The organism is Levilactobacillus mulengensis (assembly GCF_003946045.1).
Lineage (GTDB): Bacteria > Bacillota > Bacilli > Lactobacillales > Lactobacillaceae > Levilactobacillus > Levilactobacillus mulengensis.
Genome location: NZ_RHNW01000015.1, coordinates 26,676 through 40,769, shown reverse-complemented (window position 1 = coordinate 40,769; position 14,094 = coordinate 26,676). Strand labels below are relative to the sequence as shown.

Sequence of the window (14,094 nt, the reverse complement as noted above, 5' to 3'; positions counted from 1 at the left end):
GCAGCCTCCTTGTGTCGTTTCATTCGAGGGTATGCATCCCCCGCAACTGTTATCGTCCAGTATACCAAAAATCAGCGTCGCCCAACGCCAAAGTTTATGATTCGCCAGTAATGATTTCCCTCCCTGTCCACCACACAACCTCAACTTGCTCGAATCGAAAATCTCGATGCCGTTTCCGACTCTGAAATGCTGAACTGGTATACTGCCGGCTTGAACCTGTAAACTAACACCGCGACAACCCACACAACCAGTACGGACAACCTCAGTGGCCAGAGGCGAATCAAGTTTCCCGGCTGTGTCGATGTTCTTAGCTGAGCGGGCTGATTTCAGCTTAGAACATGGGGCGCGAGGTGGCAGTTCCCCCCACAGCAGGGATACTTGAATTTGCCACCGGAAATGTAGGCAACACAATTAACCGTCTTACATCCCCACCACCGACCACACGATGATCAAAATTAAATTGCGGTTCCGCGTCAGTGACCAGAGGTGGGGCAAGATGCCCAGCTGTGTCGGTGTTCTTAGCTGAGTGGTTTTCTCAGTTTAGAACACGGGTCGACCTTGGAAACTCGCGAAACGCAGCGAGGTTTCAAGTCGAGGCGGCAGACCGCTCCTCAGGCTGACACCGGACCCCATAGCAGGGCATCTTGCAGCCACCGCCGGGAACGGCCACCACCGCAAGTTTAATTTTCAGCCTGCTGGTCCAAACCAATTTGCTAAAAAATGAAAATTAAGGTTGACGCCTTTTAAGCGTTGCCGTAAACTAAAATTATTCAAACAACGGAAAGAAGGAAAAGTTAATGCAAATGTCTAACACAAAACTTAATGGACGTTGGCAAAGCCGGTAATCAAGTCGTCATCAGTGTTGATGCGACTTGAGCTCCCAGAGCGATTCTCGCATCTGCGCCGGCTAACTTTTCTATGCAAAAGCCCGCACGGATGTATCATTCCGGTTTTGCGGGCCTTTTTATTTGGGCACCCAGCCGGTCTGGGTGCTCTTTTTGTATAATTGACCGTTGCCAGCCACCATTAAAGTGAGGTTAACTAAATGAAACGTCTCTATGGACTCATTGCCATTTTACTTATTTTTCTCGGCTTTGCCTTCGTTCAGGAAAGCAAGCCCGAATCAGCTGCTAAGAAGGAAGTTCCGACCGTTGGGATTCTCCAATTACTGTCTCACCCGGCGCTCGATGCCATTCACAAAGGGATCATTCACGGGCTCGCCGAAGAAGGCTACACCGTGGGCAAAAACGTCAAGATTGATTTTCAAAACGCCCAAAATGATCAAAGCAATCTAAAGACCATGAGTGCCCGCTTCGTCAACGAAAAGGCGGCCGCCATGATTGGAATCGCCACACCATCCGCGCAGGCCTTGGCCAACGCCAGCTCGAACATTCCGGTCGTGCTGGGGGCCATCACTGATCCGATGGGCGCCGACCTGGTCAAGAGCAACACGCATCCCGGCAACAATGTGACCGGGGTGTCCGACCAAGCCCCGCTGAAGGCGCAGCTCAAATTGATTCAACACATCATGCCGAAGATGAAGACGCTGGGCATCATCTACACGTCTTCCGATGACTCTGCCACCGCGCAGTATCACCAATTCAAGGCGCTCTGCCAAAAGGAACACGTCCAACTCAAGGCTTACTCCATCGCCAGCACCAACGATTTGAACCAGGTCGCTGAACAGATGGTCAGTCAGGTCGACGCCATTTACGTGCCGACCGACAACACGGTGGCCAGTGCCATGCAGACGCTGGTCTCCACGGCCAACGCCAAGAAGGTCCCCGTTTTTCCAGCCGTCGATACCATGGTCAAGGCTGGTGGGCTCGCCACGTTGAGTATCAACCAGTACAAGCTCGGGGTTGAGACCGGGAAGATGACCGCCGCCATTTTAAACGGCAAGAACCCGGCCGACACGCCCATTCACTTCGAGAAAAAGGGTGAAATGACCGTCAACCTGAAGCAAGCCAAGAAGCTGGGCATCACGTTGCCCGCCGACGTCGTTAAAGAAGCCCAAGCACACGGGGAGGTTTTTAAATGAGTTTAGCAGTTTCCGCAATTGGACAAGGCCTCCTCTGGGCCGTCCTCGGGGTCGGGTTATTCCTGACCTTTAGAATCTTAGATTTCGCCGATATGACGGTTGAGGGCACGTTCCCACTGGGTGCCGCCACCGCCGTCGCTGCCATTGCCAACGGGATGAACCCGTTACTCGCCACGTTACTGGCCTTCTGTGTCGGTGCCCTCGCCGGCCTGATTACCGGGCTGCTCTACACCAAGGGGCACATCCCCATCCTGCTGGCCGGTATCCTGGTCATGACCGCCTGCTACTCCGTTAACCTGCGGATCATGGGCCGGGCCAACGTTTCCCTCCTGGGTAAATCGACGCTATTTAAGAACCATTTCTTAGCCTCCCTGCCCCAATACTTTGACAGCGTGGTGCTGGGCACCCTGATCATGGTGATCATCACGACCATCGTCATCTACTTCCTGCAAACGGAGCTGGGCCAAGGCTTCATTGCCACTGGGGATAATCAGACCATGGCCCGCTCACTGGGCATCAACACCGACAATATGAAAATCATGGGGCTGATGGTCTCCAACGGCCTGATTGCCTTTGGTGGCGCGCTGGTCGCTCAAAACAACGGGTACGCCGACGTCAACATGGGCATCGGCATCATCGTTATCGCGCTGGCCTCCATCATCATTGGGGAAGTAGCCTTTGGCGATTTGACCCTGAACCAACGGCTGGTCGCGGTCACGCTCGGCAGTATCCTCTACCGCTTCGTCCTACTGCTGGTCCTCAAGTTAGGCTTCAGCGCCAACGACCTGAACCTGATTTCCGCCATCATCCTGGCGCTCTGCATGATGCTGCCAGTCTTCAAGAACGTGTTGAACTTCAAGCACCTTGTGAAACGGGGGTTGGATACCAATGACTAAACCATTATTGCAATTAAAGGATGTTGTGTTAAAAGTTAATCGCAACACGCCCGAAGAAATCACGATTTTAAATAAGCTCAACCTGACCATCAACGCCGGCGATTTCATCACGGTGTTGGGCTCCAACGGGGCGGGGAAATCCACTCTGTTCAACGCCATTGGGGGCGACCTCAGCATCGACAGCGGTCAGATTCTCCTGAACGGCAAGGACATCGCCCACGAATCCGTGGAAAAACGCACCCGCTTCTTAGCCCGGGTTTTCCAAGATCCTAAGCTGGGGACTGCCCCCCGGATGACGGTGGCCGAAAACCTGTTGCTGGCCGAACGGCGTGGACAACGCCGCGGCTTGTTGCCCCGGGGGCTGAATCACCACATGGCCCACTACAAGGAATTGACGGCCACCATGCACAACGGTCTGGACGACCGGCTGACCACGGCGACTGGGAACCTTTCCGGTGGTCAACGCCAAGCACTTAGTTTCCTGATGGCTACGCTAAAACGCCCGGAGATCTTACTGCTGGATGAACACACGGCGGCTCTCGATCCCCGAACCGGTCAGGATTTAATGCATTTAACCAATGAACGGGTCTCCCAGGATAAGTTGACCTGCTTGATGATCACGCACCACATGGAAGACGCCCTGACGTACGGCAACCGCCTGATTGTCCTGCACCACGGCAAGGTCACCTACGACGTGGCCGGCGCCGATAAACAAGCCCTAACCAGTGAAAAGCTCTACAGCTTCTTCGCCGAGATTGAATAGGAGGAACCATTCTCATGGAAATCGTCATTTCAAATGCACCCTTCAACCACGCCGCTGCTCTGTCCTTGCGGCAAGCCACCTTCGTCACCGAACGCGGCATTCCCCGTGACATCGAGTTTGACGACCGCGACACGCCGGACCGGCTCTACGTGGTCGCCTACCAACGGCCAGAACTGCCGGTCGGGACCTTGCGGCTGGAACCCCAATCGACCACCGAAATGCGTTTCGGTCGGGTCTGCACCAGTCAGGCCTTACGGGGCCAAGGCATCGGTAGCCAGGTCCTGCAGGCCGGTGAGGATTGGGCCAAGGCTCACGGCTTCACCAGTGGTCTGATTGATGGCGAACTCACCGCCAAAAGTTTCTACGAGCGCTGCGGTTACCACGTGGTCGGTGAACCCTTCGAAGAGGACGGCGCCCCAGTGGTGACGTTGAAGAAGACGCTGTAACTTAATTAAATCGGTCTAGCTGGAAGGAATGCCGAGGAGCCCCACCAGCTGGGCCATTTTTTTTAAATTACTGTGCAAATCAGTTGTTATCTTTGGTACTAGATGGTACCATCCAACCAGAGGTGATAAAATGACTTCCCAAGTACATTTTCGAATGGATAAAAAGGACAAAGAAGACTTAGAAGCTGTCATGCATCGAGTGGGGTTGACTCCCGCTGAAGCATTTCGTATCTTTGCAAAAAAGTCGATTGAAGTTGGCGGTATTCCTTTTGAGGTCGCCCAACCTACTCCACGTCTGACAGAAGCAATCAACAGTCAAGATTACATTGAATTTGATGATCCAAAGAAAGGGCTGGATTGGTTAAATGACTAAACAGCCGTATAAACCAGCCTTTGAGAAAAAATTTAAAAAGCACTATCAAAATCTGCTTCGGGGCGGTCGTTACCACAAACCCGATTTCGAAAATGTTTTCTATGCATTAATTAATGACGACGTATTAGAACCACGTTATAACGACCACCCTCTAGTCAATCGTAAACCTGAACGGGAATTGCACATCAAACCCGACTGGCTACTTATTTATAAATATGACGGTAGTTTTATCCGCTTTATCGATACTGGTAGTCACGCAGATCTATTCAAGTAGAAAGCGCTCCACGTAAAGTACGTGAATCCTACTTTACAGAATCTCAGACTGGGTTTTGTGGTAAAGTAATTGCTGTGTGCTGATTAATATTGCTAAAAGATTAAACCCAAAAGGCCGTGTGACGAAATCCCTGTCACACGGCCTTTTCAATTTCACTGAAGTCTCGTTACTTGCGTTGCCACATCGCGTCAACCGCAACAATCACCGGTGCCGCAACAATCACAAACAAACGCAACACAAAATCCGTCCCCCAGCTAGTCAGCCAGCTCTCTTTGCCAGCGGCATCCCCCACGCGGGCCGTGCCAAAGCGACCGGTGTTGGCATAACTGGCCCCATCACGTAAGGCCGCTTCTTCAGCATTGCCCCGCGGCCGCTGAATCTGTGACCCCTTATCCTTGCGAGAAAACTGCTTCATGATCCGGTAAGCCCGTGGAAAACAGACCACGTAACTCAGAACCGCATACACGGTCCACCACGAAAAAGTGAGATGCGGAGCCCCATGCGTGACCGGCACACTAAACAGCACGAACCAAAAGAGACAGGGAACAATTCCCTTTAAATATGATTTAACCATCAACTATTTCTCCTCTATTTCTTTATAGTTTTAAGATACCACCGGACTGCCAACTGGGCAATTCATGACCGCAAAAAGGCCGCCAATGACGGCGACCTCGATTTATTATTTTATTGAAATCAACCAGCTGTCATGATGACCAACTATAGCGTACAAACTAAACTCAACAGCTACCATAACCCACCGGATGACAGGGCTCATTCCCAGTCAATGACGGAATTGGGGCTAAACCAGTGTCAGCCGCAGGGCTGGGAAAACTGGGCCAGTCGCGGGAGTGACCAGAGACGAGCCAAGGTGACCGGCTGTGTCTGCGGCCTACCACCACGACAACCTACCAACAAGCAGAAAACCAACCAGGGCCCAATCTCCAGTCAACGACGCAATTGGGGCCAGACCAGTGTCAGCCGCAGGGCTGGTGAAAATGGGCTCAGCCGTGGGAGTTGCCTTAGCGGTTTACCGCTTAGGCAACTGCTATCTTTGAGACTCGGTCCTTGAGGCTCAAAGTAAGTCTGGAGACCGCCCTTCGGCTCCAGACGTGCGCCCACAGCGTCACGGCCCATTTTCACCAGCCCGGAGGCGCTGTACCAACGACAGGTTTAACCAGCCTATTTCTCGTAAGTCTTGATTAAGCCCTGGGTGCCGTCGTTGCCTAAGCCGAAGTCGTCCACCATCGCCTCATACAACAACTTAGCCTGCGTGGTAGCCGGCAAATCCAGCCCCATCCGGTCCGCCTCCTGCAAGGCAATCCGCAGATCCTTCAAGAAATGCTTGGCGAAGAACCCCGGCGTGTAATCGCCTTTCAAAATCCGGGGCACGTAATTATCCATGCTCCAGTTGTCGGCGCCACCACTGCTCAGCGTGGCCAGAACCTGGGGCAGGTCCAACCCAGCGGCCTTGGCGTAGACCAACATTTCCGTCAGTCCGGTCATCGTGCCAGCAATCATAATCTGGTTGGCCATCTTGGTGTGCTGACCTTTACCGGCACCACCGAAGTAGTTGACGCGTTGGCCTAATTGCTGAAAGACTGGCAGAGCCTGATCATACGCGGCCTTATCACCGCCGACCATCACCGTCAGCGTGGCGTTCTTGGCCCCAACATCCCCGCCGGAAACGGGGGCGTCCAATGCTTGAACGTCATGGTCGTGCGCCAGCTGCGTTAATTTTACCGCCAGCGCTGGGGTACTGGTCGTCATGTCCACGACCGTACTGCCGGCTTTGATGCCAGCAAAGATGCCATGCTCGCCGGTGTACACCTCTTCGACGTCGCTGGGATAGCCAACCATGGTCATGACCAGCTGCGACTGCGCCGCCACGGCTTCGGGCGTCTCGGCCCAGGTCGCCCCGGCGGTCAACACGGTTTCGGCGTGGGCTTTGGTCCGGTTATACACCACGACCGTCTGCCCCGCCTTCAAGAGATTCAAGATAATGCCGGTGCCCATGACGCCGGTCCCAATAAACCCAATTTGCATAAGCGTTACCTCCTGATTGTCACTTACTGATTAACCCATTTCCACGAACTCGCCGTGAACTGGAAGGTGTGCAGCTTGCTCTTCACCAAGTACGTGGCGCGCACCTGTTTGCGAGACACTAGTAACGTTTTAAACGTCGTCCCGCCAATCTTGCCGTGATAGGTTTTGCCCCGCGTCAAGCGTCGACCGTTGACCGTAACCTTGCCCTTAGAAAAGTTAATCGCCTGAATGTATCCGGACCCCTTCAGGCTGGTCGACACATCAAAAATCTGATGGTTCCCATTCATCTGAATATTGGTCAACTGAAGCGATTTCTTGCCCCATAACCGAAAGAATGCCAAGGCCGATAGAAACTTGTACTGCACGTGAATCGTCTTTTTGGTAAATTTACCCTGGGCCTTCTTCGGTTGCTTTTTGTTCCACGAATATTGCCGGGAATCTATTTGCGCATTCTTATACGTTGTCCGGTAGTGATGTCCCACCGGTCCCGTCAAGGTTTTTCGCGCCAAAACAGTACCGTCCGCCACCTTATATGTGACGAGCACCTTGCCCGTCGTTGTTGCCGCCTGCGCACGGGTCATTGTGCCGCCGACGCCTAGCAGGATGCCCACTAGGATTAACCAATTGAATCGCTGCCACCAGGTCCGCATACCCTCATCTCCATCTCAATTTACGGGTTAAACACCTCTGCCCTCGCCTCCGGGCTGGGTGAAAAGGAGCCGCGTCGCGTTCGTTCCCGGCGGTGAGCTCAAGGTGCCCTGCTGTGGGGTCGGCTCCAGCCTGAGAAGCGGGCTTCCACCTCGACTTTGAGCCAAAGTTCGGTCTCAAAGGTCGTCCCATGCTCTAAACTGAGAAAATCACTCAGTTAAGACCATCGACACAGCTGGGAACTTTGGCCCGCCTCTGGTCGCTTACATTGACCACATTGCCCATTTTCACCAGCCCTGCGGCTGACAGAGATTTAACTCGTAATAATATTTCGTTTCACTATTCTGCTTTCTTCTATGTGATTCAGCTTCTACTGGCTAGCCATGACTAAAGCCAACGACTAACCAGCACAGTTTTCACCGATGACCGAACCCCTAACCGGCAAACAGAACTATCCCATCCCTCTAAAGGAACTAACCTCCAATTGAACAAGAACTAAACATATCTTCAGTATACCCATTTCTCCAGCTGGGCACTACAAAAAGGCCGCGAACATTTTCTGTTCGTGGCCTTGGCATTAAGATTCAGTTTGTTTTGAGGCTTTTTCAGTCTTGGCTTGTGGTTGACGCCGCTTGCGGATCACGTGAATCAACAACGTAATCACGATGGCGCCCAGCACGACAATCCCAAACAACGTGGCGGGAATTTCAATGTCGATGGCGGGAATCGAGACGAACAGCTTCACGGCAATAATCCCAATCAGGATGTACGCCATTGGCTCCAGCTCGGGAATCCGCCGCATTAATTTCATAATCACTTCGGCAACGCCCCGCATGGCCAGAATCCCAATCAGTCCCCCAATCAAGACGATGACTGGGTTGTTAGAAATGGCTAAGGACGCCAGCACGGAGTCCACGGAGAAAATGATATCCATCATTTCAATCTGCATGACCACCGACCAGAACAACGGTAGGAAGCGGCGTTTCTTATCCTTGACCAGTTTGCGGGTGTGTTTAACCCGGGTTTTACTGAAGTATTGGAACACCAGAAAGACCAGGTAGAGCGCCCCGATGACCTTGATTTCCCAGAAATTGATCAGGTACGTTCCCAGTCCAATGATGATAAACCGAAAGAGGTACGCGCCCCAAATCCCGTAAAACAACGACTTTTCCTGTTGTTCACGGGTGGGCAGTGACTGCGTTTGGGCGGCTAACACGACTGCGTTATCCACCGACAATAGACATTCAATTAAGACCAGTGAAAAGATGATCAGCCAGTCGTTGCCGGACGTAATCACCGTTTCCCAATTGTGTAAATCAAAGAATGGCCCATAGAGTTGGCCAAGAAAATGTAACAATGCTGGGTTCAGCTCCTCATAACTAATTTTATATTGGAGCCAAGTTTACCACACTCCCCTAAAAGTTGCGACCCATTAAGTTGCTTCACCCCATACTCTTTTAATGCCTTGGTTAAGTATCTTAACCCTTTTACAAAATAAATTGTTGAAAATGTTACTGAAAAGTGACAATCTTGTTACCTCTTCGCAACTATCCAGCGGTACCATGGGACTTACAACTAAGGGGAAATGGATGATGATTGTGAAGAAATTATGGTTAATCTTGGGGACGCTTTTGATTGTCGGTGCTGTGTTACCTGCCACCTCGGCGGATGCCAAAAGCTACCTGCAGATCACTAGCAAACAAAGTGTCAGCTACAACGCGCGGTTCACGAACCAGGCGAGCCGCAACGATGGCATTTATTATTACGCACCGTATTACACGCAGCGCTCGGCCAAGACCCGCGATGCTAGCGGAAAAAATTGGCAACATCGCTTCGTCAAGGTTACGCAGACGGCCAAGCTCTCGAATGGGACGACCTACGTGAAATTCGCTTGGTACGGCAAAACGATTGGCTGGGTCAATCAAAATGCCCTGCAAAAGTACAGTCGTTCGCAAAATGCGGCTGCGTTACTCAACAACGCCCACTTCCAAGGAAGCGCCATGCTGTTCAATCACTACGCGACCGGTGCCAGCCTGGTCAGTGTCGGCAATGCCGATGCCACCAGCAAGTCCGCCAACAGCGCAACGACCCTCTTTCCCATCGCCTCTCTGCAAAAGGTCATGACGGGGGCCATCATTGAACAATTGGCGGCCAGCAACAAGCTTTCCTTAACTGATAAACTCAGCAAATACTACCCCAGCGTTTCCGGTAGCGGCAGCATTACCCTCCGGCAACTGCTGAACCACCGCTCCGGTATCGACATGGACGAAAGCACGCCCGACAGCGTGTTGAGCACCCAGGCAGCCGAACTGAACTACACGCTCAGCCAGCTCAAGAGTACCGGTGGTCAAAAGTTCAATTACACCAACGCCAACTACACCCTGCTCGCAGCGATTGCGTCCAAGGTCACCGGCCAAAGCTATGATAACTTGGTGCAAAGCCGGATCATCAAGCCGCTGAACCTGCAACACACCTACGCCTGGGATAGCCTGCCTAAGGATAACGTCGTGGCCAACGGTTACAGCTATAGCAATGGCAACAGTGTCGCCAACGGTGTCTCCCAAAAGCTGATGTCCTCGCTGTTGGGAGCCGGCAACTACTACTCGACCCCATCGGATTACTACAAGATCCAAAAGGGCCTGCGTAACGGGAAAATTTTGACCAAAAACCAATACTACGACTTGTCCAACGATTACAAATTAAACTACGCCGGCGGGCTTTACCACTATAGTGGCGGCATCAAGCGCGTCCGTGGTGCCCTGACCGGTTCCGGTTACGAAACGATTTACTACGGCTCCGAGGGCAATAAGAAGGGTGTCGTCTTATTCGCCAACCAGAAGCCAACCAAGTCGATCGACACGTTGGCCAAGACCCTCTACGACCTCGCGCGCTACTACAACGAAAACTAACGTGTGGTCTTTGCCACTACGCCTGCGGTAATTCAAGCCCTTCGCCCGGTGGGGACCGGCTCCAGCCTGAGAAACGGTCTTCCGCCTCGGGTTCGGGCTTGATTACCTCCGGCTCCGTTAGGCAACAACCACGTGAATTTCGTGGTCACGACCAATCTGTATCTGTTTGACTGTACTAAGAATCCCCGTCATCAACAGTCCTACTTGGACGTTTGGTGGCGGGGATTTTTTTCAATCTCTTATTCAATTAGCTTAGATTCGAGCAACCCACGTCAGAACCGGCAACGCCAGACAATCGACAAGTCAGCCCACCACAAGTGAATCAGCACACACCTAACGGACTAAGCCAGTCTTAGCCGCAGGGCTGGGAAAACTGGGCCGGTCGTGGGAGTGACCAGAGGCGTGCCAAGGTGTCGGAAACGGACACGACCACGACTGCCCTCTGTCACCAGATTCGGCTACACCAGACAACCGACAAGTCAGCCCACCACAGTAGAACCAGCACACACCTAACGGGCTAAGCCAGTCTTAGCCGCAGGGCTGGGAAAACTGGGCCGGTCGTGGGAGTGACCAGAGGCGCGCCAAGGTGACCAGCTGTGTCGGTGGTCTTAGTAGAGCGATTTTCTCTACTTAGAGCACGGGACAACCTTTGAGACCGCCCCTCAGGCTCAAAGTTGAGGTGGAAGCCCGCTTCTCAGGCTGGAACCGGCCCCACAGCAGGGCGCCTTGAGCGCGCCGCCGGGAACGGACGCGGCCAGGCCCAGTTTTCACCAGCCCGGAGGCGCTGCCAACAACACAAACAACCAAGCCCGTTAAGTGTCGTACTGGTTCAGGTTGTAAGTGGCGATGACATTGTCGAGTTTCTTGGCGTAATCCGGATCCGTGGCGTACCCGTTGCTCTGCAGCAACTTCGCCGCCGTCCGGTAATCCGTCACGGTCTGCTTGAAATAACTCTCCTTCAACAGAGCATCATGATCCAAAATCGCCGCGGTCAAATCAGGATAGTCCCGGAAATTAGCGTGAATCTTGATCTTTTTCCCATTAACATACTCGGTCGTGGGAAACGACTTGGTCTTGCCCTGATAGCTGCCCTTCACCCCAAATGGGTTGTTGGCCTGGACAAATAGCGCGGACGTTCCCCAGCTCGATTCCAGAATGGCCTGGGCAATCACGATGCTGGGCAGGACCTGACCATTTTGCTGGTACACGCGCACGGCCGGCGCCGCAATCTTCTTGATGAACTTCTGCTGGGTTGCCGTCTCTTCATTATTGCCGGCGCTGTAGCTGGTCTGCTCGACGTGGGTCGCCTGCATGACCGTCTTAATTTTGCCCCGCATTAACAGGCCACCGCCCAGCACCAACAGGATCACCACAAAGATCCAGGTAGCCATGGCGGGGTTAGTCGTTGATTTTCGTTTTTTTCTCCGTCGTTTTGCCACCAGAATCCCCTCGTTTCCGTTATAATGGACTCAATTATACCGAGAAAAGTTTAAGGAACTGCTAAATTCAGAAAGTCTCAAAAAAACTTAACCTTTACGAAAGGAGCTGCGTGGATGCTGCTTACTGTGAGTGTCATTTTAATTTTATTAGCCGTCTTACTAACCTTCTGGCAACCCCACGGCCTCAGTTCCGCGGTGATGACCTGCATCGGCGGCGGCCTGATTATTCTCTTCGCCAGCTTCTCGCGCCATCCCGGCTGGCAGCTGGTCGCCCACCTCGGTTGGGGCCTGATCACCATCATCGGCGTGGTCGGTCTCTTCAGTCTATTACTGATTCTAAATGCACCCAACCTAGTCGTTCGTAAAAAGGAACGGCTGACTTATGGCCTCCTGGCAGGTATTTGGCTCTGGCTGATTCTCGGCGTGGGCTGGAGCTTCCGGTTGGCCAGTGGCCACTTTGGCGAAAGCTGGTGGCCGTGGGTGACCTTCATCCCTGCCTTCAGCGCCTATCTGGGCGTGCTTTATGGCGCCAGCCTGGTTGGCGGTCTGCGCGCAAACGTGTGGCGGGCCCGTCGCGCGGATACGATTCTGATCCTGGGCGCGGGCCTGCGCAACGGCCATGAAATTGGTCGCGTACTGGGCAGCCGGTTGGACACGGCCTTAGCCCTCGCCCGACGCCAAAAAGACCCCGTGACCCTCCTAGTTAGCGGCGGTCAGGGACCAGATGAAACGATTTCAGAAGCCGCAGCGATGGCGGCCTATCTAGAAGCACATGGCTGGCCCAGCGACCAGATTGTCCAGGAAACGCAGGCCACCAGTACGCTAACCAACTTACTTTACAGTCAGCGGTTGTGGACGAAACTGCCCCAGCAAGGCGGCCGCATCGTCATCGTGACCAACAACTATCACCTATTCAGAGCCGAACACCTGGCTAGTCAGCTCGGCATTCGGTGCGGCGGTTACCCGGCGCCTACTCGGTGGGGCTATTTGCCAGCGGCGTGGGCCCGGGAATTTTTGGCGATCATCATGCTGCATCCCCGCCTCCACCGTAGCGTTTTAATTGGCATGGTGGCGACCAACATTCTGTGGTTCCTAATTTAACGCGGTCACGCTGAGCTGATTGGGCACGTTGTAATACTTGGGCTTGGTCCACGTCAACATTTCCGGCGTCAAACGCAACTGGACCGTGTCCAAGCGGTTGTAGGGTTGGAAATAGTACGTCAGCGATTCGCAAACGGTGGCGGCGCGATAGACCGAGTACGTCGGCCGGTACTTGGAGCTACGCGGCACGGTTACGCTGTCCAGCAGGTGCCAGGCGCTGATAATGGCCTCGTCCTCGTTGTCCGGCAGATCGGCGCGTTCCTTGTAGTAAGCGGCGCGCACGAAGCGGCCCCCCGGCGTAAACGACCCACTCGGCACGGGCTTACCGGAGAAGCGCCCGGTCGTCACGCGTGGCGCGTTCAATGGCACGGTGCCGGCGTCAAAGTCATCGGTGTAGTTGACGTATTGGCCCAAGCGTTTCAGCTGGAGTTCGAAATCCTTACTGTTGGTGACCACGCCCAAGGGATTCTCGCGTACCTTCATGGGAAAATGCGTGGGTTCGATGACCACGGTCCGGCCAGTACGGTCGACCACGGCGAAATGTAATTCGGAATCGCCAATGTCGTTCACGGCAAACCGATTCGTCATCAATTGAATCTCGTCGATGTGGGCTTCAATATCGGCGACCGAGGCGTAGTGCCCCAATAAATAAAATGAAAATTCATACGGGGCCAAATGAACCTGGCCCGGCGTTGGCGTTTCCACGAGGTGTGACCCGTTGGCAAACGTCAATTTTTGTACGCTCAGCCCCATTTCGTTGACGCCATCGGACACGTCAATTTCATGGTCGTGCGCGCCCCCGCCACCGATCATGGCGTAGCGGTTGGTGTGGACTTCGTTGTCATATAGGCCCTGCCACTGGAAGTTGCGGGGCACGAACAGGGGTTGGACGTACAGGGCGTGCCAATCCATGGTGCGGGCTAGGATGTGGCTACCGTCTTTTGCAATCTGTAATATGCTGGTACACACAGGTGTCAGCCTCCTTTAAAATTGGTTGGGGTTGGGTTTCCCGGTTTCCGCCTGCGGTAGGCTGGTAGCTCCACCCCTATGGGGACCGCCTCCAGCCTGGGAAACGGTCTTCCGGCTCGTCTTTGAGCCTCGAAGATCACGAGTCTCAAAAACGTCCCGTGGTGTAAGCTGAGAAAACACTCAGCTAACGCC

At 53.5% G+C, this 14,094-nt stretch carries 14 protein-coding genes; 8 read left to right on the top strand and 6 right to left on the bottom strand.

Annotation, left to right across the window (positions count from 1 at the left end):
• The first annotated feature begins 1,045 nt into the window (after positions 1–1,045).
• The 6 genes from trpX (at position 1,046) to EKM84_RS11610 (ending at position 4,793) form a co-directional block, all read left to right on the top strand.
• Positions 1,046–2,041 carry a tryptophan ABC transporter substrate-binding protein gene (gene trpX, locus EKM84_RS11635; RefSeq protein ID WP_125765923.1) on the top strand — a complete coding sequence of 332 codons (996 nt, stop codon included), beginning with the start codon at positions 1,046–1,048 and terminating at the stop codon, positions 2,039–2,041.
• Complete coding sequence (locus EKM84_RS11630) at positions 2,038–2,937, top strand: ABC transporter permease (RefSeq protein ID WP_125765922.1); 900 nt, start codon at positions 2,038–2,040, stop codon at positions 2,935–2,937. The genes trpX and EKM84_RS11630 overlap by 4 nt, the downstream gene beginning before the upstream one ends.
• Positions 2,930–3,700, top strand: coding sequence for an ABC transporter ATP-binding protein (locus EKM84_RS11625; protein WP_125765921.1), 771 nt, complete (start codon positions 2,930–2,932; stop codon positions 3,698–3,700). The genes EKM84_RS11630 and EKM84_RS11625 overlap by 8 nt, the downstream gene beginning before the upstream one ends.
• Positions 3,701–3,714: 14 nt before the next feature.
• Positions 3,715–4,146, top strand: a complete 432-nt coding sequence (locus EKM84_RS11620) for a GNAT family N-acetyltransferase (RefSeq protein WP_125765920.1) — start codon at positions 3,715–3,717, stop codon at positions 4,144–4,146.
• A 130-nt stretch (positions 4,147–4,276) separates the two neighbouring features.
• Positions 4,277–4,519 (top strand): type II toxin-antitoxin system RelB/DinJ family antitoxin, encoded by a 243-nt coding sequence (locus EKM84_RS11615; protein ID WP_125765919.1) that lies wholly within the window; start codon positions 4,277–4,279, stop codon positions 4,517–4,519.
• Positions 4,512–4,793 (top strand): type II toxin-antitoxin system YafQ family toxin, encoded by a 282-nt coding sequence (locus tag EKM84_RS11610; RefSeq protein ID WP_125765918.1) that lies wholly within the window; start codon positions 4,512–4,514, stop codon positions 4,791–4,793. The genes EKM84_RS11615 and EKM84_RS11610 overlap by 8 nt, the downstream gene beginning before the upstream one ends.
• A 166-nt stretch (positions 4,794–4,959) precedes the next feature.
• Here EKM84_RS11610 and EKM84_RS11605 read toward each other — a convergent pair whose 3' ends face one another.
• The 4 genes from EKM84_RS11605 to EKM84_RS11590 all read right to left on the bottom strand — a co-directional run bounded on the left by EKM84_RS11605 (position 4,960) and on the right by EKM84_RS11590 (position 8,841).
• On the bottom strand, positions 4,960–5,367 hold the full coding sequence (locus EKM84_RS11605; protein WP_125765917.1) for a hypothetical protein: 408 nt from the start codon (positions 5,365–5,367) through the stop codon (positions 4,960–4,962).
• Positions 5,368–5,972: 605 nt separating this feature from the next.
• Entirely contained in the window at positions 5,973–6,836 is an 864-nt protein-coding gene (locus tag EKM84_RS11600; protein ID WP_125765916.1) for an NAD(P)-dependent oxidoreductase, read from the bottom strand.
• A gap of 23 nt (positions 6,837–6,859) precedes the next feature.
• Positions 6,860–7,486, bottom strand: coding sequence for a MucBP domain-containing protein (locus EKM84_RS11595; RefSeq protein WP_125765915.1), 627 nt, complete (start codon positions 7,484–7,486; stop codon positions 6,860–6,862).
• Between the two features lie 575 nt (positions 7,487–8,061).
• Positions 8,062–8,841 (bottom strand): TerC family protein, encoded by a 780-nt coding sequence (locus EKM84_RS11590; RefSeq protein ID WP_125765914.1) that lies wholly within the window; start codon positions 8,839–8,841, stop codon positions 8,062–8,064.
• 235 nt (positions 8,842–9,076) lie between these two features.
• On the opposite strand from EKM84_RS11590, the gene EKM84_RS11585 reads away from it, so the two are divergent.
• On the top strand, positions 9,077–10,393 hold the full coding sequence (locus tag EKM84_RS11585) for a class A beta-lactamase-related serine hydrolase (protein ID WP_225418195.1): 1,317 nt from the start codon (positions 9,077–9,079) through the stop codon (positions 10,391–10,393).
• Positions 10,394–11,205: 812 nt separating this feature from the next.
• Here EKM84_RS11585 and EKM84_RS11580 read toward each other — a convergent pair.
• Positions 11,206–11,832 carry a glycoside hydrolase family 73 protein gene (locus EKM84_RS11580; protein ID WP_125765913.1) on the bottom strand — a complete coding sequence of 209 codons (627 nt, stop codon included), beginning with the start codon at positions 11,830–11,832 and terminating at the stop codon, positions 11,206–11,208.
• A gap of 114 nt (positions 11,833–11,946) precedes the next feature.
• Here EKM84_RS11580 and EKM84_RS11575 point away from each other — a divergent pair, with 114 nt between their 5' ends.
• On the top strand, positions 11,947–12,933 hold the full coding sequence (locus tag EKM84_RS11575) for a YdcF family protein (RefSeq protein ID WP_125765912.1): 987 nt from the start codon (positions 11,947–11,949) through the stop codon (positions 12,931–12,933).
• On the opposite strand, the gene EKM84_RS11570 is transcribed toward EKM84_RS11575, so the two are convergent.
• Positions 12,925–13,902 (bottom strand): linear amide C-N hydrolase, encoded by a 978-nt coding sequence (locus EKM84_RS11570; RefSeq protein ID WP_125765911.1) that lies wholly within the window; start codon positions 13,900–13,902, stop codon positions 12,925–12,927. The genes EKM84_RS11575 and EKM84_RS11570 overlap by 9 nt on opposite strands.
• Positions 13,903–14,094: the final 192 nt, after the last annotated feature.